The following is a 23,668-nucleotide window of genomic DNA, read 5'->3' as shown; positions in this document are numbered from 1 at the left end:
GGCGGGGCGAACTGCCCCCCCCGCGATCAACCTTTCAGGATCGAACGACCGGCGTATTCCGCTGTCACGCCAAGCGATTCCTCGATGCGGATCAGCTGGTTGTATTTCGCCAACCGGTCGGACCGCGCGAGCGAGCCCGTCTTGATCTGACCGCAGTTCGTCGCAACAGCAAGATCCGCAATCGTCGCGTCCTCGGTCTCGCCCGAGCGGTGGGACATCACGTTGGTAAAGCCCGCACGATGCGCCATGTCGACCGCTTGCAGCGTCTCGGACAGGGTGCCGATCTGGTTGACCTTCACCAGCATGGAGTTGGCAGACCCCCGTTTGATGCCTTCGGCCAGACGTTCGGGGTTGGTCACGAATAGATCGTCGCCCACCAGCTGGATCTTGTCGCCCAGACGGTCGGTTAGCAGTTTCCAGCCATCCCAGTCGTCTTCGGACATGCCGTCCTCGATAGAGATGATGGGGTAGTCGGCGCAGAGGGCCGCCAGATAATCCACATTCTCGGCGCTGGTCAGGGTTTTCCCTTCTCCAGAAAGGACATAGCTGCCGTCCTTGAAGTATTCCGTTGCCGCGCAATCCAGCGCGAGGTAGATTTCCTCGCCCGGTTTGTAGCCTGCTTTCTCGATGGATTTCAGAATGAAATCAAGTGCATCGCGGGTGGAGCTGATGTTGGGTGCGAAGCCGCCTTCGTCGCCGATACCGGTGGACAGACCTGCGGCCGAAAGCTCTTTCTTCAGCGTGTGGAACACCTCGGAGCCCATGCGCACCGCGTCGCGGATATTCTCTGCCGCGACGGGCATGATCATGAATTCCTGAATGTCGATCGGGTTATCCGCGTGCTCGCCCCCGTTGATGATGTTCATCATCGGCACGGGTAGCATGCGCGCAGAGGTGCCGCCCACATAGCGGTAGAGCGGCTGCGAGCAATAATCAGCCGCGGCCTTCGCCGTCGCGAGGGAGACGCCCAGAATGGCGTTGGCCCCCAGACGCGACTTGTTGTCGGTGCCGTCCAGCTCGATCATCGTGCCGTCAATCTCGACCTGCTCTGTCGCGTCGATGCCGACCAGCGCATCCGCGATCTCGCCATTGACCGAGGCGCAGGCTTCCAGAACGCCCTTGCCCATATAGCGCTTTTGGTCGCCATCGCGACGCTCTACCGCCTCATAGGCACCGGTGGATGCGCCAGAGGGAACGGCCGCACGGCCCATGGTGCCGTCTTCAAGCGTCACATCGACTTCGACCGTGGGGTTGCCCCGGCTGTCAATGATTTCGCGGGCGTGGATGTCGATGATCGTGCTCATAAGGGGCTATCCTTTTGCAGATGACAATTGCGCAGCGGTTTAGCGCGCCGGGGGGAGGATGGAAAGTGTTCAGGCCTGTTCTTTGACCTTTCGCTCACGCCATACCGTATAGATGCCCGAGGCAACAATGATGGTTGCGCCAACATAGGTCAGCAGATCGGGGCGTTCGCCAAAGATCGTGATGCCCACAACCATCGCGAACAGCAGGCGCGCATAGCGGAACGGTGTGACAAAGCTGATTTCGCCGATACGCATGGCCGCGACGATGCCGTAATAGGCGACCATGCCGGTCGTCAGCGCCGCCCCCATGAACAACCATTGCACCCCCGACATCGGCGCAAAATCCGTGCCCGTGCCCAGCATGAAAAGCAGGCTTGCAGGGACCAACGCCAGAAACGCAAGGAACGACAGCTGGAACGTAGAGGTCGATTTCGGCACCCGCCGCGTCGCCAGATCACGCAAGGACAGCCCCAGCACCCCAAGCACCGCCAGCAGGGACAGCGCCTGAAAGCTGTCCATCCCGGGGCGGATCACCAGCAAGACGCCCAGCATACCAACCAGAATAGCGCTCCACCGGCGCCAGCCGACGGGATCGCCCAGAAACAGCGCCGCGCCTAGGGTCACCACCAGCGGTGTCGCCTGCAAGATGGCCGAGGCAGAAGAAATCGGCGTCAGCACAATGGCCGATACAAACCCCAAGGTGCCGACGATCTCGCCCAAGGCGCGCAGCAGGATCGGGCGGGTCAGCATCGCGCGATCCATCAAGGGTTCGCCCTTCATCACCACCATCGCACCATAGCAAAGCGCGCCACCGGTCCCGAGCATAAAGATAATCTGCCCGATCGGGATATCCGTCCCGATCAGCTTGATGAACATGTCCTCAATGGCAAAGCCCAACATCGACAGCACCATGATCAAAGCGCCGCGCAGATTGTCCATATCCTATTCCTTCATACAATCGTTCTAAAATTCCGTCAGTGGATGCATGTCCCTTTGTCGGGGGATGTGCAAGCCTCGCGGCGCATCCCGTGACGGGGCTGGTGGCGGAAGGGACCAACTGCTAGCACAAGCGTATGAAATGGCCGCGCCCCCCGTCTGATACGCTTACGACCGTTTTCACCGTCTGTATCGGCGCGGTGGGGGCCGGTATCGGCTGGCTGCTGAACGCGCCGATCTACATGCTGCTGGGGCCTGCGGTGCTGGTGTCGCTGGCCGGTCTGGCGGGCGGGCGCATGGGGGTGTCGCTGCCGCTGCGCAACATCTGCTTTGTCGTCATTGGCCTGTCGGTGGGGGCAGGGTTTGACCAGAATGCGGTCGATGCCATGCTGCGCTGGCCGCTGGCTTTTGTAGGGATGGCCGTGCTGGTCTGGGCGATGCTGGTGCTCAGCCGGTGGCTGCTGGCGCGGTTCTTTGGCTTTGACCGTCGTGCAGCACTGCTGGCTTCGGCCCCCGGACACCTCAGCTTTGTGCTGGCGATGGCGGCCGATGGCGGGGATAATGCGGTGCGTATCTCGACCACGCAGTCGGTGCGGCTGTTGTCGCTCACGCTGGTGGTGCCCTTTGTCGCACTGGCGATGGGGGTTGATCTGGGCGGGTCCATCGTGCCCGACGGCCCCGTTATGGGCGGGGTGACATTGCTGGTGATGGCGGTGCTATCCGTCGGGGCAGGGGTGCTGCTGGGGCGCATCCGGGTGCCCGCGCCGATGTTGATCGGGCCGATGCTGGTGTCATCGCTTGCGCATGTGACAGGGCTCGCCCCCGGTGTGCTGCCCCTGTGGCTGGTGATGCCCGCCTATGTGGTGCTCGGCGCCTTGATCGGCACGCGGTTCTCCGGCGTGCGGCTTGACGATCTGACCAAGGGGCTTGCCGCAGGGCTGGCTGTGACCTGCCTTGCCGTGGGGTTGGCCCTGCTGGGGGCGATCCCGGTCGCTATGGCGCTTGGCATGCCGCTGGCGCATATCCTCGTGGCCTTTGCGCCCGGTGGGTTCGAGACCATGATCGCCATGGGCAGCGTGCTGGGGATCAGCCCGGGTTTCGTCGCCGCTTGCCACATGATGCGCCTGTTCATCCTCAGCGCTGTGCTGCCGCTGATGCTGGCGCGCAGCACCCCGCGCTAGGCTATCTTTCACAGCACCGTTGACTTTGCCGCCCAAACAGCCCATCTGGGGCGCAAGCGATGCCTTCTGCCGCGTGAGCAGACCAGCCCTTGACCTGTCGACCTAAAATCGTCGCGTCTTATGACAGCTGAACAAAAGGCCGCCGATGTTCCCAAAATCACGCGTGGGGCCAAGCGCAACAGACAGGGTGTTGGCACTAGGCTGCCCCCTGCGATCTGCTTTGCGTCCCTCGCGGTTTCCCTGCATCGACAGGGCCCGCGTGATTGCTATGGCGGGAAGGGGCTTTGCCCCGCATCCCGCGGAAAGACGACAAAACGATGAGCGATTTTGAAATGATGGGCCTGCCGCGCCGTCTGGTCAAAGCCTTGACCAACATGGGCATGACCGATCCGACCCCGATCCAGAAACAGGCGATCCCCCACGGGATGAATGGCCGCGACGTGATGGGGCTGGCACAGACCGGCACCGGCAAGACCGCTGCCTTCGGTATCCCGCTGGTGGCCCAGATGCTGGAACGCGAAGCCCGCCCTGAGCCGCGCACCGTGCGCGGGCTGGTGCTGGCCCCGACCCGCGAGCTGGCCAACCAGATCATGGAGAACCTCAAAGGGTTCTGCGAAGGCACCCAGCTGAAAACCATGATGATTGTCGGCGGCCAGTCGATCAACCCGCAGATCAAACGGATGGAGCGCGGCGTCGACCTGCTGGTGGCCACACCCGGGCGCTTGCTGGACCTGATGGACCGCCGCGCGGTGCTGCTGCACAAGACCACTTTCCTTGTGCTGGATGAAGCAGACCAGATGCTCGACATGGGCTTCATCCACGATCTGCGCAAGATCGCGGCGGTGCTGCCGAAAGAGCGTCAGACCATGCTCTTTTCGGCAACCATGCCGAAACTGATGAACGAGATCGCCAACAGCTACCTCAACAGCCCGATCCGCATCGAAGTCTCGCCTCCGGGCAAGGCGGCGGACAAGATCACCCAAGAGGTGCATTTCATCGCCAAGGCGGAAAAGAAATCCCTGCTGATCGAACTGCTTGGCAAACACACCGAGGAACGCGCCCTGGTGTTCGGGCGGACCAAACACGGCTGTGAAAAGCTGATGAAAGATCTGGTCAAGGCCGGTTTCAAAGCCGCCTCGATCCACGGCAACAAAAGCCAGGGTCAGCGAGACCGCGCCATCGAATCCTTCAAGAAAGGCGAGGTCACCGTGCTTGTAGCAACGGATGTCGCCGCCCGCGGTCTGGATATTCCCGACGTGAAGCACGTCTACAACTACGAGCTGCCCAATGTGCCCGACAATTATGTCCACCGTATCGGCCGGACCGCGCGCGCGGGCAAAGACGGGGCGGCGATCGCTTTCTGCGCACCGGATGAAATGGGCGAGCTGAAAGATATCCAGAAGACAATGAAAATCTCGATCCCCGTGGCCTCCGGCCGTCCGTGGGAAGCGATTGACGAACCCGCCAAGCCAAAGGGTCGCGGCGGACGCGGTCGTGGTCGCGGTGGTCGCCCCGGTGGCGGTGGCGGCAACGGGGGCGGTGGCAATGGCGGCGGTGCGGGTAAACCCGCCGGTGCCGCGCGGCGTCGTCGCAAGCCAGCCGGGCAGCGCGCCGCATAAGCGCGCAGGTATCAACGCACAATCAAAAGGGGCACCGCCATTAGCGGTGCCCCTTTTTGTCACCTCTCTCTAAAGCGCCATGGTCCGCGCTTCCAAATGGCTCTAAATCCTCGCCCGAAGGGCGAAACCTGCACCGTCCGCCACCACGTGGTCGCTCAGCCCTATTCCGCGGGGTCTGCTGCCGCCTGCCGGTTGACCCGCGCCAGAAGCAGCATCAGCGCAAAGGCGAGTGTCGCCAGCGTCAGTACCGCGCCGATCAGCGGCGTGATCGTGCCGTTGAACATCAACCCGATGGGCGAGGCGAGCATGGCCGCCATCACCGTCGACACGGCCCCGATGACCGACGCCGCCATGCCAGCGATGTGGCCCAAAGGCTCCATCGCCAGCGCGTTGAGGTTGCCCATCACCAGCCCCACCTGAAAGAACAGCGACGCCTGCCACATCAGGAAAAAGACAAAGCCATAGGGCTCTGGCAGATCGCCCAGACCAAGACCCAGCATCAGGCCCGACAATACGATCTGCAGCCCAAGCGCAAGGATCACGATCCGCTGCATCCCTAGCCGGACGACCAGCAGCGCGTTCAGCAGGCTCGACGTCCCCGAGATCAGCGCCGCGACGCCAAACCAGAAGGGGAAGCTCTCGGCGCGGTCATAGACTTGGTCGTAAATGGGTTGCACCAGCATCAGCGTCGAGAACAAGAACCCCATCACCAGCGTCTGCACCGTGATCGACAGACACACCATCGGGTTGCTGAAAATCTCTTTCACGGCGTTCCACAGCAGGCCGATCTGCAAAGGTCGACGCTTGGGCTTGGGCAGGGTTTCGGGCAGGCGGAGCATGGCCCAGACCACACAGGTTGCCGAGAAAACGATGAACGACAAGAATACGCCACGCCAATCGGACAGGGCGATGATCACAGCCCCCATTGCAGGGGCAAAGGCGGGCACGACGACAAAGATCATCATCACGAAAGACATGATCTTGGCCATTTGCCGGCCGGAATACAGATCGCGGATCACCGCAAGCGCCACAACCCGAGGGCCCGCAGCCCCCACACCCTGCACGACCCGCGCGATCAGCATCACCTCCAGCGATTGGCTCAGCCACGCCACCACAGCCCCCGAGATATAGATCGCAGACCCGAGGTAGATGATATTCTTGCGCCCGAAAGCATCCGACAGCGGCCCCGTGACAAAAGTGCCCATCCCCATCCCCAGAATAAAGGCGGTCACAATCAGCGGGACTTTGGTCATATCCAAAGGCGAGAGCTCTGCGCCGATCTCGGGCAGGGCAGGCAGCATTGCATCGGTCGAGAAAGCAATGATTGCAAACATCATCGCAATCAGCGCCACAAACTCGGGGCGGCTCATGTTGATGTCGGGGCGGTCGTCGGTCATCCATCGGCTCCATCGTCACGGTGGGCCGCAGGGCGCAGCCTATGGTGTTCATAAGGCTGCCTTACAGATAGTGCAATCGGCGTCGCGCTGTCAGCTGGCTCGGGCGCGCTGGCGCGGCTCTGTCTCGCGGGTGGTCACCGGCAAACGCAATACTTGAACGATCTCGTCCAGTCCCGACATCGGCAGGGGAAGATGCGCGGGCAGGGCCAATACCGAGACGTTGTAATTCACGATATCGCTGCGCACCTGATCCCATGTCTCAAGCGGAATGACCCGCGAGACATAGCGGCACCGCTCCAGCACCGCACGGCGGGCGGCAAAGCCTCTATGCGCCGGACGCCCCGCACGTTGACAGAACTGTTCGCTCTGGCAGCCGACGACCAGATCGCTGCCCATCCGGGCCAACTGCCGTAGCCAGTCGGCGTGACCGGTGTGGAATCCGTCGAACCCGCCATAGGTCAGGATCGTCCGCGTCATTGGCGTGGAGGGTGTGAAGCTGGACGGGCGCGCCGCCGGTGTCACCACCGTCGCCCGCCCGCGTCCCATAAAGGGAAAGGGTATATCGTATTTCATGCTGCCCGCTCGATCTGGATAGGGGTCTTTGCCCCTTTATCTGATTGATTCTAGGCGGGTTTCAGCACAAAGGCAAAGCCTTTCTGCCGCATATTGCCAGTGCGGGCGCGTGGCCTCAGCCTTCGTTGCGCAGCTCGGCCAGTACTTTCTTCCAAAGCTCGGGCGGCTGCGCGCCCGGCACCGCATGACGCCCGCCCACAATAAAGGTCGGGACGGAGTTGATGCCCATCTCGCGGCTGTGCGCGTCGCGTTTGCGGATGTCTTCCATATCCTCATCCGTCGCCAATAGACGCGTCACAACAGATGCATCCATCTCGATCCCGTCGGCAATATCGGCGAGCACCTCGGCATCGCCAATATCGCGCGCATCAACAAAATAGGCTTTGAACAACGCCGATACCGCAGCGGTTTGGCGCCCTTCGATCCCGGCCCAGTGGATCAACCGATGGGCGTTCAGCGTGTTGGGGGTGCGCTGCATCGCCTCGAAGTTAATCTTGAGACCGGCTTTCTCGGCGTGTTCCACCACAGGGGCATAGGCCCGCACCGCACCTTCCTTGCCGCCGAACTTGCCTTCCAGATAGGCACGGCGGTCCATCCCGTCGGCAGGCATGTCGGGGTTAAGCTGGAACGGGTGCCATTCGATCGCGAAAGGGTGGTCCGGCTCGCTTTCCAGTGCGCGGTCCAGATGGGCCTTGCCGATATAGCACCAAGGGCAAATCGGGTCGGACATGATATCAAGCTTGATCGTCTGGGTCATCGTTGTGCCTCATAGGCTGCACGCAAGGACCGGCGCAGCAGTTTGCCATTCGCGCCCATCGGCAGCTCTGGCAGGTGGATGAAAAGGCGCGGCTGCTTGTAGCGCGCCATGTTGTCTTGTGCATAAAGTGCCAGCGCGGCCTCGTCCAGCGGGCTATCGGCGGTATAGAAGGCCGCGATCACGGTCACGTCGGGTTTAACCTCGACCTCCGCCGCGCCGACAGCATGGATGCCGGGGAATTTGGCGAGGGTTTGTTCCACCTCGATCGGCGAGACGCGGAACCCGCCCGCGTTCATCATATCGTCATTGCGCCCCAGATAGGTGATCTGCCCATCCGTGCCCATGACACCTTGGTCGCCGGTCAGGAACCAGTCACCCTGATATTTCTGGGCCGTTTGATCCGGCGCGCCAAGATAGCCGAGCATCAGCCCCGGGTCGCTCTTGTGGATCGCGATGGTGCCTTCTTGGCCGATCTCTACCGGGCCTTCCGTCCCGATCAACGCGATGCGACGCCCGTCCTGAGGCTGGCCCAATGTGCCGGCCCGCGCCGGACGGTCGGGAGAGGCGGAGAGAAAGGTCGAACACTCCGACATACCGTAGGCCTCGAAGATCGGCGTGCCGCTGGCAGCCTGCCACGCGCGGGCAACGGCCGAGGGCAGCTTTTCCCCCGCGCTCAACCCGTGGCGCAGGCTTGGCACGTTGATCTGGTCGTGGTGTTTCAGGATCTGACGGTACACCCCCGGTGCGGCAGCAAAAAGGCTCGCCTCATGCCGCGCCATCAAGGCAGGGAGATCCGCAGGTGCCACGCCCGCAACCGGGATCAAGGCGGTGGCACCGGCGGTCCAGGGGTCCATCAGGCCGGTCCCCAGCGTATAGGTCCAATTGAACGCGCCTGCATGCATGACCCGATCCTCGGGCTTCAGATCATACCAGCCGCGCACCATCATCTGCCGCGCCCAGATGGCGCGATGTGCGTGCATCACCGCGCTCGGCCGGCCCGACGTGCCAGAGGTATAGATGATATAGCCCAGCCGGTCGGGGTCTCCCATATGCCAGGGGGCCGCGGGCAAATCGCGCATGGACCTGAGCTGGGCCAGATCGACGGTGGTGTCATTCGGCGGGCAGGGCACGGCGGGATCACGCAAGATCGCCTTGGGCGCGAGGGTGGCGATGATCGCGGCAACCTCCGGCTCTGTCAGTGCGGCGGCGGTGGGGACAGGCACCAAGCCTGCGGCCAGCGCGCCCAGATAGGCCAGCGGGAAATCCACAGTATTGCCAAGACGCATCAGCACGATGTCCCCCGGGCGCAGCCCCATGCCCAGTAACCCCGTCGCGGTGCCGCGCACGGCGGCCTCAAGCTGGTCGAAACGCCACGCCTCAACGCGATCGGGCCCGACAATGGCAAGCGCCGTCTTGTCGCCCAGATCGGCGGCGCGGCCCAAAACATGGGCGGCAAGATTGAACGGGGCGGGGCAAGGCGCAAAGCCGGTGGACGCAGAGACGGACAGCATGCCCAATCGCTACCCCGCGCGCAGCAGCGTTGCAAGCGCCCCGGCGCGGCGCTATAGCCAGCGCATGACGCAAGACGGCCCGAAATCCATTATCCAGATCGCCCGCGAAAGCGGCGAGACGGAAACCGCCCCGCCTGTTGATCTGGGCGCGCGCGTGCGCGAGTTGCGCAAAGCGCGCAACTGGACGCTGGAGCAAGCCGCCAATCAGGCCGGACTGGCCCGTTCCACGCTCAGCAAGATCGAGAACGGCCAGATGTCGCCCACCTATGAGGCGCTGAAAAAGCTTGCCGTGGGGTTGGAAATCTCGGTGCCACAGCTCTTTACGCCCCCCTCGGCGGGGCAGATCAACGGGCGCATGGCGGTCACCAAATCGGGCGAGGGGGCGGCCAAGGCGACGACCACCTACGAGCACACAATGCTGGCCGATACGCTGCGCAAAAAGCAGATGCTGCCCTACCGCGCGCGGATCCGTGCCCGCCGGATGGATGAATTCGACGGCTGGGTGCGCCACGACGGGGAAGAGTTCCTTTACGTGCTGACCGGCGTCATCACCCTATACACCGAATTCTACGAACCCGTCGAAATGCGCCGCGGCGACAGCGCCTATTATGATGCGACGATGGGGCATAACGTCGTCTCTACCAGCGATGAGGACGCCACGATCCTTTGGGTCACATCGCTCACCTGACCGACGTGCCCGCGCTTCATTTTGCCAAATAAACTCTCCCCGAAGGGCCGCTAAGCCACAGGCACCGCCGCCTGATACCTATATGCGTCGCTTACTGGGCCGGTTCAATCCACCAGACCTCGGGCATATAATTCGGACCGTCGCCATACAGCGGCACGTGGGAGGGGTATTTCAACGCTGCGACATGGGCGATGCGGTCTTCGGTGAACTGCCAGAACGGGATGACATAGCGCCCGGCGGTCAGCACGCGATCCAGCGCGCGGGTGGCGGCGGTGAAATCCTCGGCGCTGCTGGCCCCGACCATCGTATCGATCATCGCGTCGATGGCAGGGGATTTCACCCCCATCAGGTTGCGGCTGCCTTCCTGATCGGCTGCCTCCGACCCCCAGTAATAGCGTTGTTCGTTGCCCGGGCTCAGCGAGAGGGCGCGGCGGAAGATGGCCATGTCAAAGTCGAAGGCCGCGTTGCGCGCGACGAATTGCGCGTCATCCACAGCGTCCACGCGGGCAGTGATGCCCAGACGGGCCAGCGCCTGGATATAAAGCTCGGCAATGGCGATATTCTCGCTACTACCTTTGGACAGCAGGATGCTGAACGACAAGGGTTGCCCGTCAGGCCCCCGCATGGTGCCGCCATCGGCGCTGTATCCCGCATCGGCCAACGCGCCCATGGCGCGGCGGATGCCCGCGCGGTTGCGGGCGGATCCGTCGGACACGGGTAGCGCATAGCCGTCAAGCGCGCCGGCGGGCAGGTCATCAGCAAAGGGGGTCAACAACTCGGCCACGCGGCCGGTGGCAGGGCCGTCTTGCATCGCCAGCGGAGAGTTCGAGAAATAAGAGGTAATGCGCGGTTGCGCCCCGCCGGTCAGCGTCTCGTTGATATACTCGAAGTTAAAGGCCGCGATCAGCGCCTCGCGCACACGGATGTCGTCAAAGGGCGCGCGGCGGGTGTTCATGACCAATCCGGTCATGCCCGAGGGTTTGCTATGGGCGAAGGTGGATTTGACCACATCACCGCGCTGCACGGCGGGGAAGTCATATTGCGTCGCCCAGCTTTCGGCGTTGAATTCGCGCAGGGCGGAAATCTCTCCGGCCTTGAACGCCTCGAACAACACATTCGCGTCGCCATAAAAGTCGAGCTTTATCTCGTCGATGTTATGGGTGCCTTTGCGAAACGGCACATCCTTGCCCCAGTAGTTAGGGTTGCGCGTCAGGGTGACCTGTTTGCCCGCCTTATAATCGCTGACCACATAGGGGCCGGAGCCGAGCGGTATCTCCGCCAGCGGGGCGTTGGCGAAATCGCGGCCCTCCCATTGCGCCTTGCTCAGGATCGGGCGCATCCCTGCCAGCAGGGCCAGCTCTCGGTTATCGGTGTTGAACTCCATCTTAACGCTGCGCGGACCGGTCTGGGCGATGCTGTCGATCTGGGCATAAAGCCCGTGGTAGCGCGGGTGGCCCTCGGTGCCGAGCATGTCGTAGCTAAAGATCACATCTTCGGGGGTGACCGGACTGCCATCAGAGAAGCGCGCCTCGGGTCGCAGGGTGAATTCGACCCAGGACCGGTCCTCCGGGACCTCAATCGATTCGGCCAAAAGCCCGTAAAGCGCGAAAGGTTCATCCCACGAACGGCCCATCAGGCTTTCATGGGTAAAGAACGGCAACTGCCACGGAGAGGTGCCCTTGCGCACGAAGGGATTGAGGCTGTCAAACCCGCCGGTGTTGCCCAGAACGATCGCGCCGCCTTGGGGTGCGTCCGGGTTGGCATAGGGCAGCGACACAAAATCAGGTGGGAGAGCAGGGTCCCCATACATAGATATACCATGTGCGGGCTCGGCGCGGGCGAATCCACTGAGAAGAATCAGTGAAGAAACAGCTGCAACTGCCCGACAGCTTTGGAAAAATTTAAACGCCATTTTAGCAACAATCCCGCTCTGCCCTTGTTTTATTAGCGTATTCCTTAGCGATGCGGCAGCTACAGTTCAAACTTTAAGCTTGGATTACGGCGGCGAATTGCGTATAACGAACTCACTGCTCGATAGGTTTCTTGCCTGTATGAAACCTGCCTCAATAACTTAACGTCCGCTTCGTGCGGACGTTTTTTTTTGCCCGTGATCTGGCATATGTCCGGGCAGCAGGGGCATTCCGCCGGGGGGCGGAATTAGCCGTTTCCATTCGTTTCGCAGCCCGCCATGATGCACCTGCAGAAACGCTAGGAGATTTTCATGGCTTACAGCATCGATCTTTCAGGAAAAACAGCAGTCATCACGGGGTCCAATTCCGGTATCGGGCTTGGCATCGCTTGGGCATTGGCGCGGGCGGGGGCGGATGTTGTGCTGAACTCCTTTACCGACAGCGACGAAGACCACGCTATTGCGAAAGACATCGCCGCCGAAACCGGCGTTACCGCGCGCTATATCAAGGCGGATATGTCGAAAGCCGAAGAATGCCGCCAGCTGATCACCGATGCAGGGCGCTGCGATATTCTGGTGAACAACGCGGGCATCCAGCATGTCGCGCCGATCCCCAGCTTCCCGACCGAGAAATGGGACGCGATCATCGCCATCAACCTCAGCTCTGCGTTTCATACCACGGCGGTGGCTCTGCCAATGATGCGCGAGGCGGGCTGGGGCCGCGTGATCAACGTCGCTTCGGCGCACGGGCTGACGGCCTCGCCCTATAAATCCGCCTATATTGCGGCCAAGCACGGGATCGTAGGGCTGTCCAAAACCACAGCCCTGGAAACGGCCGAAGACCCGATCACCTGCAATGCCATCTGCCCGGGCTATGTGCTGACCGATATCGTGGAAAAGCAGATCCCCGACACGATGAAAGAATACGACATGTCGCGCGAAGAGGTGATCAAGAACGTCATGCTCAAGCGCCAACCGTCGAAAGAATTCGCCACGGTCGAACAATTGGGCGGCACCGCGACCTTCCTGTGTTCCGAGGCGGGGGACCAGATCACCGGTACAACGATCAGCGTCGATGGTGGCTGGACCGCCCTGTAATACAACACGCGCGCGGGGATACCTCGCGCGCGGCGACTGGCGGAGCGTCTAGATGCAGAAAAAACAGATCAACCTTGCCCTACAGGGCGGCGGCGCGCATGGGGCCTATACCTGGGGCGTGCTTGACCGGCTGCTGGAAGAGCCAGAGCTTGAGATCAGCGGTATTTCCGGCACATCGGCTGGCGCGCTGAACGGCGCTGCGTTGAAGGCGGGGCTGATCAAGGGCGGGCATCAAGCCGCGCGCGACAATCTGGATTGGCTGTGGGACAAGGTCGCCGGTGTCGGGAATCTGCATCTGAACGGCTGGATGGCCCCCTTTGGCGTCGGTGCGCTTAGTCAGGCGATGGCCTATAGCTGGCCGGTCATGCTCAGCACGGCGATGACGCAGATCGTGTCGCCCTATGTCTACGGCCCGCTCTATCGCAACCCGCTGCGCGATATTGTCGAGACGTTTGATTACGAACATATCTGCCAAGCGGCGGGACCGCGGCTGTTTGTCGGCGCGACCAAAGTGCGCGACGGCAAGATCCGCGTCTTCGAGAAAGAAGAGATCACGCCGGACGCGATCCTCGCCTCTGCCTGTCTGCCGACGCTGTTTCAGGCGATCGAGATGGAGGATCCGAAATCGGGCCGGCGCGAGGCGTTCTGGGACGGGGGCTATACCGGCAATCCGGCGCTTTTCCCGCTATATTCCTCGGACCTGCCGGGGGATATCGTCATCATCAATATCAACCCGCTTGAACGGGACGAACTGCCCACCACGCCGCAGATGATCCACAACCGGGTGAATGAAATAAGCTTTAATTCCAGCCTGTTACGCGAACTTCGTGCGATCCACTTTGTGCAGAACCTGCTGGATCAGGGACGTGTCGAGGAAGGTCAGATGCAGCGGTTGCGGATTCATATGATCGCTGACGATGATCTGATGTCGCAGCTGTCTACGGCTACCAAAAGCGTGCCGAACGGGGCGGTGATCACCGCGCTTAAATCCGCTGGCCGCACCTCGGCCGAGCGGTTTCTGCAAACGGATATCGACAGTATAGGCAAACGCAGTTCAGTCGATCTGCGCAAGATGTTCAGCTAGGGGAAATGCGGTCGGGCCGCGGGGTCGCGGATGGGTCCACAGGCACCGGTTTCTTTGGCGGATAGACCAGACCGGCAGAGATCACCAGCTTGGCTGCGTCCTCGACCGACATGTCGAGCTCGGTCACATCCTTTTGCGGCACGAACAACAAAAAGCCCGAGGTGGGGTTGGGCGTGGTCGGCACAAACACCCCCACAAGGTTCGATCCTTCACCCCCTGCGGCGGCGACCTCTCCCTTTGCGGGGATAGAGATAAAACCAAGCGCCCACATACCCTTACGCGGGTATTCTATCATGCAGGCGGTTTCAAAGCTGCGCTCTGACTGGGCGAAAATCGTCTCCGAGATCTGCTTGATGCCGGAATAGATGGTCCGCACCACAGGTGTACGCTCTACCAGACTTTCGGCGAAACGGATGAACGACCGGCCGATAATGCCCTTGGCCAGCCAACCGACGATGACCGTGAACAGCAAGAAGATGATCACACCGATGCCGCGCACGTTGATCTGGGCAGACGGGTCCAACCCGAAATACGTCTGGATCAGCCGGTCGGGGTGATAGGCCAGCGGCACCATCGGCAGCACGATCCCGTCGATCCAGCCGATCACGGTCCAGATCAGCCAGATCGTGAGGCCGACCGGCGCAATCACCACCAGCCCCGTCAGGAACGAAGCCCTGATCCGCGCGAACAAAGTCCGGCGCGGTGCGGGAGGAAGGGGTGGCGTAAACGGTGTGTTCATGAATGAAGGTTATCCCACTGCAGCAATGCGTTAGAGCTAGGGCGTTTCACGCGTTGCTACAATGGAGGACGCATAATAATTAAGCTTTATGCGTCTTTTGACATAAGTGCAGCCGCAATTTTGGACGCAAAACGGGCGTTGTTGCGCACCAATGCGATGTTCGCGGTCAGCGACCGGCCTTCGGTCAGTTCGAAGATGCGCTGCAACAGATAGGGGGTCACGGCCTTACCGCTGATGCCATGGGTATTGGCATCGGCTTGGGCGGCCTTGATGATGGGAGCCAGATCAGCGGCGGCGATTTCATCCTCTTTCGGGATCGGGTTGGCGACCAGCTGCCCCCCGGGCAGACCCATGAGGCCGCGCATTTTATGGGCGGCGGCGATATCAGTCGCGTTATCCATGCGCAGGGGCGATTTCAGCGGGGAGGTGCTGCTCCAGAAGGCGGGGAAGCTGTCTTGACCGACGGTGATCACCGGCACGCCTTGCGTTTCCAGCACCTCCAGCGTTTTGGCCACATCCAGAATGGCCTTGGCCCCTGCGGCGACAACGGTCACCGGCGTTTGGGCAAGCTCCATCAGGTCGGCAGAGATATCAAAGCTGTCTTCTGCGCCCTTATGCACGCCGCCGATACCGCCGGTGGCGAAAACCGCGATCTCGGCCAGATGAGCGGCGATCATCGTCGCGGCAACCGTTGTGGCGCCGGTGCCCCCCGTGGCGATGCAGGCCGCCATATCGGCGCGCGACAGTTTCGCGACATTCTTGGCCTGCGCCAGTGCCGTCAGCTCGTCATCCTCCAGCCCGATGTGCAACCGTCCGTCGATCACAGCGATGGTGGCGGGGATCGCACTGGCCTCACGCACATCCGCCTCGACCTGACGCGCGACCTCTAGGTTTTGCGGATAGGGCATCCCGTGGGTGATGATCGTGCTTTCCAGCGCAACAACGGGGGTGCCATTCGCATGGGCTTTGGCGACTTCGGCAGAGCGGTGCAGGGGAATCATATTTTGGTCTCTCCAGAAACATATTGGGCAGCGGCACTAAGCGCTTGGGTCAGGGCCGCGTCTGGTGCCGCCCCTTTGATTTCAGCCGCGATATGGGCAGCCATGAACGTGTCACCGGCACCGGTGACGCGGGTGACAGAGACGGGCGGCGGGTTCTGGGTGATCAGACCACTTGGCGCACCCACCGTCGCGGGATTGCCGCCATCGGTCACCACCGCGCGAACGGCACCGCGGGACAGCAGCGCCGTGGCCGCATCGCGCGAATTGTCGAATGTCGCCTGACACAGCAGACCCGCTTCTTCGAGGTTGACGTAAAGCGTGCCGCGTTCCGCCTGCAAAAACGGTGTGAGCCGTTGCGCCTTGCCCGGCGACGCAGGGGCGACGCGCAGATCGGCATGCTCAAGCAGCGGGCTACGCGCCATTTGCGACAGCAGGTCCAGCGTCAGATTGCCATCCAGCGCCACGGCCCCGCGGTAGGGAGTGGGCAGCGATCCGTCTTCGAACGGGCGCAAGATTTTATCGCCCGCAGCCTCAAGCGAATGGGCATCGGCAATGGCGGCGATCAGGCCGTTGGTGCCCTCGACCGCCATATAGCGGTCCGTGGGCAGATCATCCGAGCGGTACACATGATCCGTATGCAGCCCGCGCAGCTTGCACGCGGCGATCAGCTCGTCCCCTTCGGGGTCGCGGCCGACGGCGCTGATGAGGGCGGGGGACAGCCCAAAGCGGGCCAGCGCCATCGCGATATTCAGCGCAACGCCACCGGGCAGACGCGAGATGCGACCGGGCATATCAGAGCCCTGCCGCATGACCGTATCGCCACGGCCGATAATGTCCCAAAGCACGGAACCGATGCAGAGAATGTCAGGTGTATGTGTCATGCCGCCGGTATGGCCCAACCGATATGGCGGGCGCAAGGCGCGGCGGCGCGAAAAGGCCTATTCCGGCACGGCAAATGTCAGCGATGCCCAAAGGCTCTCCCATTGGGGGCTGGTGGGGGTGGTTTCCACGTCCGGGGCAGGGCGCAGCACCACGGCATCCACCAGATAGGTCATCCCCGCGGTAACCGGAAATTGGACGTGCCCCGCGTCATCCGTCCGGTATTTGGTCACGGTGACGTTCTTGTCAGCGTCACGTTCATAGACTTCAACCTGCACATCGCGGCGCGGCTCTTGCTGGTAGGTCAGCGCGACCTCCATCTGCTGATCGGCCGCAAGCGTGTAGGGGTTGGTGAGCGCGACAAGTTCGGTTTCAAGCCCCAAGGCCTTGTCTTCACCTTGTCCGTCGCCGACCGCGATCAGCGCCTTGGAATAGCGGCTATAGCGTTCGCGGACCTTGTCTTGGGGGTAGCCCTTCGAGCGGTGCTCGGCCAATGCCTGCATGAAATCCTTATGCACGGTAAATCCGACGAATGTTTGCCAGTCTTTATAGGTCAGCATTGTCGCCTTGGACTGATGCGCGACGATTGCCAGCCCTTCCTGATCCGGCGCGGTCATCTTCAGCGCCGGGATATCGCCCATGCGCGCTGAGACCGGTGTGGTTTCCCCGTCAAAAGTCAGGTCAAACCGTTCGGTGCTGTTCGGGAAATAGGCGAGGCGTGTGCCTTCAAACAACTCACCGTTGCGGATGTCGGTTGTTATTTCGGTGCCGGTCTGTACTTGATACGCGGGCGCGTCCAACCAGAATTCATGCGCAGTTACAGCCGAAGTTGGTAATAAGAATGATAGTACGAGTACGAAACGGGACAGAAACATGATAACAACCTTTTATAAACTGATACTCAAGCTGGCCTATGCGCTGGTTTTGTCAAGTGGGATGGCAGGGCTCGCGCAGGCGCATGAAGTCGTGCCGACCATCGCCGACGTGCAAAGCAGCGACGGTCAGGTCACGCTTGATCTGCGCGTGAACCTAGAGGCGCTGATGTCCGGCATTGATCTGGACGCGGTGGCCGATACGAATGATGCCGAAAATGCCAGCGATTACGACAGCTTGCGTGCCTTGCCCGCCGATGAGGTCGCGGCCCGTGCGCCGGAATTGCTGGCCCAGTGGAACGCGCTACCGCTGCTGCGCGCCGATGGGGAGCCCGTGGCGCTGGAGGCAGTGGCGCTGACGCTTCCCGAAGATGTGAACCCAGAGCTGCCCCGCATCGCCGAATGGTCGCTGCAAGGCACGGTGCCGCAAGACACGCGCGGGCTGGTGGTGTCATGGCCCGATGGGTCGGGCGCGCTGGTCCTGCGCCAACAAGGGGTCGAAAACCCCTATACCGGTTATCTGGACGGTGGCGCGGAAAGCCCCGAAATTTTGCTTGCGGGCGGCGGACAGCAATCCGCGTGGGAGGCGTTTGCCAGCTATATTCCCGTCGGGTTTGACCACATCCTGCCCAAGGGGCTGGATCATATCCTGTTCGTGCTGGGCCTATTTTTCCTGTCGACACATCTGCGCCCGCTGATCTGGCAGGTTACCGCGTTTACGGCAGCGCATACGGTGACATTGGCGCTTGGCGCGCTTGGCTGGGTGTCTGTCCCCGGTAGCATTGTCGAGCCGTTGATCGCCGCCTCTATCGTCTATGTCGCGGTCGAGAATATCTTTCTTGCAGGGCTCAGCCCGTGGAGACCGCTGGTGATCTTTGGCTTTGGTCTGTTGCACGGGCTTGGTTTTGCCTCGGTGCTGGGGGAATTCGGCTTGCCGCAAGACCAGTTCATCCCGGCGCTCATCGGGTTCAACATCGGGGTAGAGATCGGGCAGCTCACCGTGATTGCCGTCATGTTCCTCTGTGTCTGGCAAGCGCTGCGGGTGATGCGCGGGCAGGGTGACCCGCGTGCGGCCAAGGGGCTTTACGTGGCGCTGACGGTGATTGCGCTGGCCCTGTGCATCGTGCCGATGCCCGCCGTGGCCGCGCTGCTGGAGGCACCGGTGCCGGTGTTCCTGATCCCGCTGGCGCTGGTCTTTACCGGGTGTTTCCTGTCGGTGCAGTTCCGTCAGGTCGCGGCACCCTACCGTCGCTTTGTCGCCATTCCGGCGTCGGTCGCGATTGCGGTCATCGGGGCCTATTGGTTCGTAGAGCGGGTGTTCCTGTAACACCCGCCCTGCGCGGTTACTTCATCGCGGCAATCAGATCAGCGAGCGCCTGCTGGGGTGTTTCGCTGGTCCAGATTTCATCCCCGATGCCGAAAAAGTCGGTAACGGGGGTGAGCGCGCGGATCAGATCGGTGTTGAGCCCGCCTTCGGCGACGACCGGCACTTCGATCACTTCGGACCACCACTGGAACAGGTCTTGTTCGGCGTGGGTGCCATCGTCCAGCAGGGACGCGTTCACCGGACCAAAGCTGATGTAATCCGCACCCGCTTCGCCTGCGGCCATGCCGTCGTGACGCGAGCCGTTGCAAAAGCTGCCGACAATGGCGTCATCGCCCAAGGTCTTGCGCGCATGACGCACGGAGCGTGCCGCATCCGACAGATGCACGCCATCAAGCCCCAAACGTTCCGCCAGCAAAGTGTGATCCGCAATCACCAGCGCAATGTCACGCGCGTCGGTGACGCCCCGCAGCGCATCCGCCGCGCGCATCACGCGATCTTCGTCACGGGTGCTAAGCGCCAGACGCACGCAGGCCACATCATGCGCATCCAGCACACGCGCCAGCTGGTCGGGAAAGCTGGAGAGTTCAAGCTCGGGCGGGGTAATCAGGTAAAGCTGCGGCTGTTCGGGCGTATCCATGGCTTGCTGTCCTTTGCGTTATTGCGCGTCAATTAGCGGATCACGCGGGGAAAGAAAAACTTTTATGCCTTCGGCGAGGATTTTTTCCCATTTGGAAGGCGGATGGAGCGCCCCGTCGTTCTTGCGAGGTGCGCGCCGCGCGCGTATGAGGTGCCCATGAATGATACAGTAGAACACCCGCAGATCCCGGCCTTTGTGCTTGTGCGCCCGCAGATGGGCGAAAATATCGGTGCCGCCGCTCGGGCCATGTGGAACTTTGGCCTTGATCGCATGCGCATTGTCGCGCCGCGTGACGGCTGGCCGAACCCGTCGGCCGTTGCCATGGCATCTGGTGCGGGGCGGTTGCTGGATGAGGCGGTGATCTATGATGATCTGGCCGGTGCTGTGGGCGATGCTGCCTTTGTTTTTGCCACCACGGCGCGCGATCGTGATCTGACCAAGCCAGTTTATAGTCCTGAAGCGGCTATGGCCAAAGCCGCGCAGATGATCCGCGAGGGCCGCCGTGTCTCGGTGCTGTTCGGGCCGGAACGGGCAGGGCTTGAGAATGATGATATCAGCCGCGCGAATGCGATTGTCTCGGTCCCGGTGAACCCTGCCTTTGCCTCGCTTAACCTTGCGCAATGTGTGTTGCTGATGGGCTATGAGTGGATGCGCGCGCAGGGCGACGTCGTGGCCGAACAAGTCGAGATGGCGGGCACCGACTGGGCCGACAACAGCGAGATCGAACATCTCGCACGGCATTTCGAGGACCGTCTGGACACCGCCGGCTTTTTCTATCCCGAGCACAAGGCCGCCAGCATGAAGATCAACCTGCGCAACATGTGGTCGCGCCTGCCGCTGACCCGTGCCGATGTGCAGACCTTGCACGGCACCCTGCGACAGATGGTACGTTGGAAAGAGCGCGGCTAGACCTTTGTGCGCTTGTGTCCTACTTCTGCACAAACCCTAGCAGACGAGAGGCACCATGGCCGAAAAACGAAAGCTGTTCGAGGACGTAGGCGAGGCACAGGCCACGCACCCCGTGGCACAGGCTGGCGGCATTGACCGCGGGCGGGGTGGGGCACGCCGTGGCATCCGTATCTGGCTGTTCATCCTATTTGCATTGGTCTTTGTGATGATCGCCGTGGGCGGTCTGACCCGATTGACCGACAGTGGCCTGAGCATCACCGAATGGAAGCCCTTTACCGGAGCCATGCCGCCGATGAACGAGGCGGACTGGCAATCGGAATTCGCCAAATACCAAGAGATTGACGAGTTTCAGGTCCAGAACTCCTGGATGGAACTGTCTGATTTCAAAGCAATCTACTGGTGGGAATGGGGCCATCGGCAATTGGGCCGGGTGATCGGCCTGGTCTGGGCTGTCGGGTTCTTGTGGTTTCTCTTGCGTCGCCAGATCCCCGTTGGTTGGTCCGGGCGTTTGCTTGTGTTGGGCGGTCTTGGCGGTCTGCAGGGTGCGATCGGCTGGTGGATGGTGTCGTCGGGCGTCACCACCGGAGAGGCGGTTCTGGATGTCGCCAGCTACCGTTTGGCCACGCATCTGGGGCTTGCCTTCGTCATCCTCGGGTTCATCACTTGGTATGCGTTGCTCTTGGGCCGGAGCGAGCGTGACCTGATGCAGGCGCGACGCGCCAAGGAGGCGAAGCTTTTCGGCATGTCCACGGGCCTGTTGCACTTTGCCTTCCTGCAGATCCTGTTGGGCGCGCTGGTCGCGGGGATCGATGCGGGCCGGTTCTTTGTCGATTGGCCGCTGATGCAGGGGCAGTTCTTTCCGCCTGACGCCTTCAGCATCACGCCGGTCTGGCGCAACTTCTTTGAAAACCCCGGGCTGGTGCAGTTCATGCACCGCATGGCGGGCTATCTGCTGTTTGCCTTTGCTATCGTGGTCTGGCTGCGGGGCCGTAAATCGGCGCATCCCAATACGCGCAAAGCGTTCAACCTGATGATGATCGCGATGCTGGGGCAGATTGCCTTGGGCATTGTGACCGTGATCAACGCCGCACCGGTACATATCGCGATCTTCCATCAGGTGCTTGCCGTGGTGCTGTGGGTGCTGATCCTGCGCGCCCGCTTCCTGAGCGCTTATCCCATTCCGACATCTGTACGAGGTAAATCCTGATGAGTGCTTTTGATGAGCTGATGGCGTTCCAGCGCGAAACCGAGGCGCTGGCACAGGTCGCAGGCCGGTTGGGTTGGGATCAGGAGACCGTCATGCCACGCGGGGCCGCCCCGCAGCGTGGTGAGGAGATGGCGGCAATGGAAGGCGTGCTTCATGCGCGCCGTGTTGATCCGCGCATTCCCGAATGGCTGGACAGGATCGACGAATCGGCGCTGAACCCCGTCGGACAAGCGCAGCTGCGTGACATCCGTCGCAGTCACGCGCGCAGCTCTAAAGTGCCCGCCGCCCTTGCCGCGCGCATCGCTCGGGTCACCTCGGAGGCGCAGGGCATCTGGGCCGAGGCGCGCGCCGCCGATGATGTCGCGGCCTTTGCCCCGACCCTGGCCGAGGTGATCGCGTTGAAGCGCGAAGAAGGGCAGGCGCTGGCTGCTGGCGGCGATGTCTATGACGCGATGCTGGATGATTATGAACCCGGTGCGCGTGCTGCCGAGCTGGAGGCGATGTTCGGCGCATTGCGCCCCGAGCTGACGCGCCTGCGTGAAGCCGTGCGCGCCGCCGAAGCACCGCCGGTGCTAGAGGGCCGTTTTGACGCGGAGACCCAGATGAAGCTGACACGCCAGCTCGCCACCACCTTCGGCTATGATATGTCCATGGGGCGTGTCGACAAGGCCGTGCATCCGTTCTCAAGCGGGTCCGGGCTTGATGTGCGGATCACCACACGCACCAACGAGCTGGACCCGTTCAACTGTTTCTATTCCACCATCCACGAGGTCGGGCATGCCTGCTACGAGCAGGGCATCGACAAGGACTACCTTTTGACGCCGCTTGGGGCGGGGGTGTCTATGGGGGTCCACGAAAGTCAAAGCCGGATCTATGAAAACCAGCTTGGGCGCAGCCGTGCCTTTACCGGCTGGTTGTATGGTCAGATGCGCGATGCCTTCGGTGATTTTGGCGTGGTGGATGAAGAAACCTTCTACCGCATCGTGAACCGTGTCTCTGACGGCTATATCCGGACCGAGGCCGACGAGCTGCAATACAATCTCCACGTGCTCCTGCGGTTTGATCTGGAGCGCGCTCTGATGGCCGGTGATCTGCAGGTCGGTGATCTGGAAGCCGCGTGGAACGACAGGTTCGAGGCCGATTTCGGCTATGCGGTTGACCGGCCCTCGAATGGCGTGCTGCAAGATGTACATTGGTCGGTCGGGTTGTTCGGCTATTTCCCGACATATTCCTTGGGCAATGTCTATGCCGGGTGCCTGAATACGGCGCTGCGCCGCGATGTACCGGAACTGGATGCGCAATTGGCGCAGGGCGATACCTCTGAGGCGACGGGCTGGCTGCGCGAGAATGTCCAACGCCACGGCGGGCTTTACGCCCCGCGGGATTTGATCACGCGCGCCACCGGGGAGCAGCCGAGCGAGGCCCCCTTGCTTTCCTATTTGACGGAGAAATTCAGCACTCTATATGCATTATAGTCTGGCCGAGCCCGAAAACGGTCGATTGAATTGCATTTACTTGATCTGATGACCCTAGCGTCAATATCAAGTTTGCTATTGCGCCTGAAATATGCGATATGAGGATCAAGATTTTTGACCTTCGCAAACTGGAGAAATTATATGACACGCTTCACAGCATTTGCCGCCGCGCTTTTGATGACTGCCGGCGCAGCTTCCGCCCAAGTTACAACCCAAGCCGCTGTTGGTGGTGATTCCGGCGTTGCCGGCTACCCAACCACAGTTGTTGGCGAAAACGGCGTTACCTACGCTTGCCAAGCACCTACCGAAATCGATGGCATCATTGCACGTCGTTGCATCGATCCAAGCGCCGCTGGTGGCGTTGGCTTTGAGGGCCTGAGCCCTGCCGCAGCCGGTGGTATCGCAGCGGTTATCGTTGCAGTTGCAGTTATCGCAAGCAACGATGACGACGCAAACGGCACAAACGGTTCCAACGGTACGTAAGCAATACAGATCTGACGATCTGAGAGTTTCGAAAACGCCCCCTCGGGGGCGTTTTTTTATGGGTTTGCAATCCGTAGCGCGC

Annotated in this window: 22 protein-coding genes; 10 read left to right on the top strand and 12 right to left on the bottom strand. The window is 61.6% G+C overall.

Features of this window, described 5'->3' with window-relative positions; all coding sequences use genetic code 11:
* Positions 1–26 precede the first annotated feature (26 nt).
* Positions 27–1,304, bottom strand: a complete 1,278-nt coding sequence (gene eno, locus ACTRWK_RS14345) for a phosphopyruvate hydratase (protein ID WP_009824746.1) — start codon at positions 1,302–1,304, stop codon at positions 27–29.
* A 69-nt stretch (positions 1,305–1,373) separates the two neighbouring features.
* Positions 1,374–2,243 (bottom strand): DMT family transporter, encoded by an 870-nt coding sequence (locus ACTRWK_RS14340; protein ID WP_289081048.1) that lies wholly within the window; start codon positions 2,241–2,243, stop codon positions 1,374–1,376.
* Positions 2,244–2,377: 134 nt separating this feature from the next.
* On the opposite strand from ACTRWK_RS14340, the gene ACTRWK_RS14335 reads away from it, so the two are divergent.
* Positions 2,378–3,421: an AbrB family transcriptional regulator gene (locus ACTRWK_RS14335; protein WP_289081049.1), complete on the top strand. Its 1,044-nt coding sequence runs from the start codon at positions 2,378–2,380 to the stop codon at positions 3,419–3,421.
* A gap of 317 nt (positions 3,422–3,738) precedes the next feature.
* Positions 3,739–5,040 (top strand): DEAD/DEAH box helicase, encoded by a 1,302-nt coding sequence (locus ACTRWK_RS14330; protein WP_005853776.1) that lies wholly within the window; start codon positions 3,739–3,741, stop codon positions 5,038–5,040.
* A 161-nt stretch (positions 5,041–5,201) separates the two neighbouring features.
* On the opposite strand, the gene ACTRWK_RS14325 is transcribed toward ACTRWK_RS14330, so the two are convergent.
* The 4 genes from ACTRWK_RS14325 to ACTRWK_RS14310 form a co-directional block, all read right to left on the bottom strand.
* The gene (locus ACTRWK_RS14325) at positions 5,202–6,437 is read right to left on the bottom strand and encodes a multidrug effflux MFS transporter (RefSeq protein WP_005853775.1); all 1,236 of its coding nucleotides are present in this window, start codon (positions 6,435–6,437) and stop codon (positions 5,202–5,204) included.
* Positions 6,438–6,527: 90 nt separating this feature from the next.
* Entirely contained in the window at positions 6,528–7,010 is a 483-nt protein-coding gene (locus tag ACTRWK_RS14320) for an adenylyltransferase/cytidyltransferase family protein (RefSeq protein ID WP_289081050.1), read from the bottom strand.
* Positions 7,011–7,125: 115 nt separating this feature from the next.
* Positions 7,126–7,767, bottom strand: coding sequence for a DsbA family oxidoreductase (locus tag ACTRWK_RS14315; RefSeq protein ID WP_037964336.1), 642 nt, complete (start codon positions 7,765–7,767; stop codon positions 7,126–7,128).
* A complete protein-coding gene (locus tag ACTRWK_RS14310; RefSeq protein ID WP_289081051.1) occupies positions 7,764–9,278 on the bottom strand; it encodes a class I adenylate-forming enzyme family protein in 1,515 nt (504 codons plus the stop codon). The genes ACTRWK_RS14315 and ACTRWK_RS14310 overlap by 4 nt, the downstream gene beginning before the upstream one ends.
* 64 nt (positions 9,279–9,342) lie before the next feature.
* On the opposite strand from ACTRWK_RS14310, the gene ACTRWK_RS14305 reads away from it, so the two are divergent.
* On the top strand, positions 9,343–9,966 hold the full coding sequence (locus ACTRWK_RS14305; RefSeq protein ID WP_289081165.1) for a helix-turn-helix domain-containing protein: 624 nt from the start codon (positions 9,343–9,345) through the stop codon (positions 9,964–9,966).
* Positions 9,967–10,057: 91 nt separating this feature from the next.
* On the opposite strand, the gene ACTRWK_RS14300 is transcribed toward ACTRWK_RS14305, so the two are convergent.
* The gene (locus ACTRWK_RS14300) at positions 10,058–11,776 is read right to left on the bottom strand and encodes an extracellular solute-binding protein (RefSeq protein ID WP_353935645.1); all 1,719 of its coding nucleotides are present in this window, start codon (positions 11,774–11,776) and stop codon (positions 10,058–10,060) included.
* Between the two features lie 411 nt (positions 11,777–12,187).
* Here ACTRWK_RS14300 and ACTRWK_RS14295 point away from each other — a divergent pair, with 411 nt between their 5' ends.
* Together ACTRWK_RS14295 and ACTRWK_RS14290 are read left to right on the top strand one after the other, a co-directional pair.
* Positions 12,188–12,973 carry a 3-hydroxybutyrate dehydrogenase gene (locus ACTRWK_RS14295; RefSeq protein ID WP_289081053.1) on the top strand — a complete coding sequence of 262 codons (786 nt, stop codon included), beginning with the start codon at positions 12,188–12,190 and terminating at the stop codon, positions 12,971–12,973.
* Between the two features lie 52 nt (positions 12,974–13,025).
* The gene (locus ACTRWK_RS14290; protein ID WP_184581963.1) at positions 13,026–14,057 is read left to right on the top strand and encodes a patatin-like phospholipase family protein; all 1,032 of its coding nucleotides are present in this window, start codon (positions 13,026–13,028) and stop codon (positions 14,055–14,057) included.
* Here the strand turns inward: ACTRWK_RS14290 and ACTRWK_RS14285 are convergent.
* The 4 genes from ACTRWK_RS14285 to ACTRWK_RS14270 form a co-directional block, all read right to left on the bottom strand.
* Positions 14,050–14,796 carry a DUF502 domain-containing protein gene (locus ACTRWK_RS14285; RefSeq protein WP_051577588.1) on the bottom strand — a complete coding sequence of 249 codons (747 nt, stop codon included), beginning with the start codon at positions 14,794–14,796 and terminating at the stop codon, positions 14,050–14,052. The genes ACTRWK_RS14290 and ACTRWK_RS14285 overlap by 8 nt on opposite strands.
* Before the next feature lie 86 nt (positions 14,797–14,882).
* The gene (locus ACTRWK_RS14280; protein ID WP_289081054.1) at positions 14,883–15,797 is read right to left on the bottom strand and encodes a pseudouridine-5'-phosphate glycosidase; all 915 of its coding nucleotides are present in this window, start codon (positions 15,795–15,797) and stop codon (positions 14,883–14,885) included.
* Complete coding sequence (locus ACTRWK_RS14275) at positions 15,794–16,678, bottom strand: PfkB family carbohydrate kinase (protein WP_037944378.1); 885 nt, start codon at positions 16,676–16,678, stop codon at positions 15,794–15,796. The genes ACTRWK_RS14280 and ACTRWK_RS14275 overlap by 4 nt, the downstream gene beginning before the upstream one ends.
* A 57-nt stretch (positions 16,679–16,735) precedes the next feature.
* A complete protein-coding gene (locus ACTRWK_RS14270) occupies positions 16,736–17,551 on the bottom strand; it encodes a DUF4198 domain-containing protein (RefSeq protein WP_289081055.1) in 816 nt (271 codons plus the stop codon).
* Here ACTRWK_RS14270 and ACTRWK_RS14265 point away from each other — a divergent pair.
* Positions 17,550–18,875, top strand: coding sequence for a HupE/UreJ family protein (locus ACTRWK_RS14265; RefSeq protein ID WP_289081056.1), 1,326 nt, complete (start codon positions 17,550–17,552; stop codon positions 18,873–18,875). The genes ACTRWK_RS14270 and ACTRWK_RS14265 overlap by 2 nt on opposite strands.
* Positions 18,876–18,891: 16 nt before the next feature.
* Here ACTRWK_RS14265 and ACTRWK_RS14260 read toward each other — a convergent pair whose 3' ends face one another.
* Positions 18,892–19,512 (bottom strand): thiamine phosphate synthase, encoded by a 621-nt coding sequence (locus ACTRWK_RS14260; RefSeq protein ID WP_009824730.1) that lies wholly within the window; start codon positions 19,510–19,512, stop codon positions 18,892–18,894.
* 156 nt (positions 19,513–19,668) lie between these two features.
* Between ACTRWK_RS14260 and ACTRWK_RS14255 the strand changes: the two genes are divergently transcribed.
* From ACTRWK_RS14255 to ACTRWK_RS14240, 4 genes are all read left to right on the top strand, one after another.
* Positions 19,669–20,421: an RNA methyltransferase gene (locus ACTRWK_RS14255; RefSeq protein WP_005853757.1), complete on the top strand. Its 753-nt coding sequence runs from the start codon at positions 19,669–19,671 to the stop codon at positions 20,419–20,421.
* A gap of 55 nt (positions 20,422–20,476) precedes the next feature.
* Complete coding sequence (gene ctaA / locus ACTRWK_RS14250) at positions 20,477–21,628, top strand: heme A synthase (RefSeq protein ID WP_289081057.1); 1,152 nt, start codon at positions 20,477–20,479, stop codon at positions 21,626–21,628.
* A complete protein-coding gene (locus tag ACTRWK_RS14245; RefSeq protein WP_289081058.1) occupies positions 21,628–23,103 on the top strand; it encodes a carboxypeptidase M32 in 1,476 nt (491 codons plus the stop codon). The genes ctaA and ACTRWK_RS14245 overlap by 1 nt, the downstream gene beginning before the upstream one ends.
* Positions 23,104–23,244: 141 nt before the next feature.
* Entirely contained in the window at positions 23,245–23,586 is a 342-nt protein-coding gene (locus ACTRWK_RS14240) for a hypothetical protein (RefSeq protein WP_037944371.1), read from the top strand.
* Positions 23,587–23,668 lie beyond the last annotated feature (82 nt).

The organism is Sulfitobacter sp. G5_S2_6_S6, from assembly GCF_054968505.1.
The sequence above is the reverse complement of the archived record's forward strand: the minus strand, read 5'-3'. Positions and strand labels throughout refer to the sequence as shown.

What these genes read in the sequence shown, in the direction of transcription:
- ACTRWK_RS14255 (WP_005853757.1), top strand. Translation starts at nt 19,669, where the DNA reads ATGAATGATACAGTAGAACACCCGCAGATCCCGGCCTTTGTGCTTGTG.
- ACTRWK_RS14325 (WP_005853775.1), bottom strand. Translation starts at nt 6,437, where the DNA reads ATGACCGACGACCGCCCCGACATCAACATGAGCCGCCCCGAGTTTGTG.
- ACTRWK_RS14305 (WP_289081165.1), top strand. Translation starts at nt 9,343, where the DNA reads ATGACGCAAGACGGCCCGAAATCCATTATCCAGATCGCCCGCGAAAGC.
- ACTRWK_RS14285 (WP_051577588.1), bottom strand. Translation starts at nt 14,796, where the DNA reads ATGAACACACCGTTTACGCCACCCCTTCCTCCCGCACCGCGCCGGACT.
- ACTRWK_RS14290 (WP_184581963.1), top strand. Translation starts at nt 13,026, where the DNA reads ATGCAGAAAAAACAGATCAACCTTGCCCTACAGGGCGGCGGCGCGCAT.
- ACTRWK_RS14295 (WP_289081053.1), top strand. Translation starts at nt 12,188, where the DNA reads ATGGCTTACAGCATCGATCTTTCAGGAAAAACAGCAGTCATCACGGGG.
- ACTRWK_RS14245 (WP_289081058.1), top strand. Translation starts at nt 21,628, where the DNA reads ATGAGTGCTTTTGATGAGCTGATGGCGTTCCAGCGCGAAACCGAGGCG.
- ACTRWK_RS14265 (WP_289081056.1), top strand. Translation starts at nt 17,550, where the DNA reads ATGATAACAACCTTTTATAAACTGATACTCAAGCTGGCCTATGCGCTG.
- ctaA (WP_289081057.1), top strand. Translation starts at nt 20,477, where the DNA reads ATGGCCGAAAAACGAAAGCTGTTCGAGGACGTAGGCGAGGCACAGGCC.
- ACTRWK_RS14300 (WP_353935645.1), bottom strand. Translation starts at nt 11,776, where the DNA reads ATGTATGGGGACCCTGCTCTCCCACCTGATTTTGTGTCGCTGCCCTAT.
- ACTRWK_RS14320 (WP_289081050.1), bottom strand. Translation starts at nt 7,010, where the DNA reads ATGAAATACGATATACCCTTTCCCTTTATGGGACGCGGGCGGGCGACG.
- ACTRWK_RS14240 (WP_037944371.1), top strand. Translation starts at nt 23,245, where the DNA reads ATGACACGCTTCACAGCATTTGCCGCCGCGCTTTTGATGACTGCCGGC.
- ACTRWK_RS14335 (WP_289081049.1), top strand. Translation starts at nt 2,378, where the DNA reads ATGAAATGGCCGCGCCCCCCGTCTGATACGCTTACGACCGTTTTCACC.
- ACTRWK_RS14280 (WP_289081054.1), bottom strand. Translation starts at nt 15,797, where the DNA reads ATGATTCCCCTGCACCGCTCTGCCGAAGTCGCCAAAGCCCATGCGAAT.
- ACTRWK_RS14260 (WP_009824730.1), bottom strand. Translation starts at nt 19,512, where the DNA reads ATGGATACGCCCGAACAGCCGCAGCTTTACCTGATTACCCCGCCCGAG.
- ACTRWK_RS14340 (WP_289081048.1), bottom strand. Translation starts at nt 2,243, where the DNA reads ATGGACAATCTGCGCGGCGCTTTGATCATGGTGCTGTCGATGTTGGGC.
- ACTRWK_RS14315 (WP_037964336.1), bottom strand. Translation starts at nt 7,767, where the DNA reads ATGACCCAGACGATCAAGCTTGATATCATGTCCGACCCGATTTGCCCT.
- ACTRWK_RS14330 (WP_005853776.1), top strand. Translation starts at nt 3,739, where the DNA reads ATGAGCGATTTTGAAATGATGGGCCTGCCGCGCCGTCTGGTCAAAGCC.
- ACTRWK_RS14275 (WP_037944378.1), bottom strand. Translation starts at nt 16,678, where the DNA reads ATGACACATACACCTGACATTCTCTGCATCGGTTCCGTGCTTTGGGAC.
- ACTRWK_RS14310 (WP_289081051.1), bottom strand. Translation starts at nt 9,278, where the DNA reads ATGCTGTCCGTCTCTGCGTCCACCGGCTTTGCGCCTTGCCCCGCCCCG.
- ACTRWK_RS14270 (WP_289081055.1), bottom strand. Translation starts at nt 17,551, where the DNA reads ATGTTTCTGTCCCGTTTCGTACTCGTACTATCATTCTTATTACCAACT.
- eno (WP_009824746.1), bottom strand. Translation starts at nt 1,304, where the DNA reads ATGAGCACGATCATCGACATCCACGCCCGCGAAATCATTGACAGCCGG.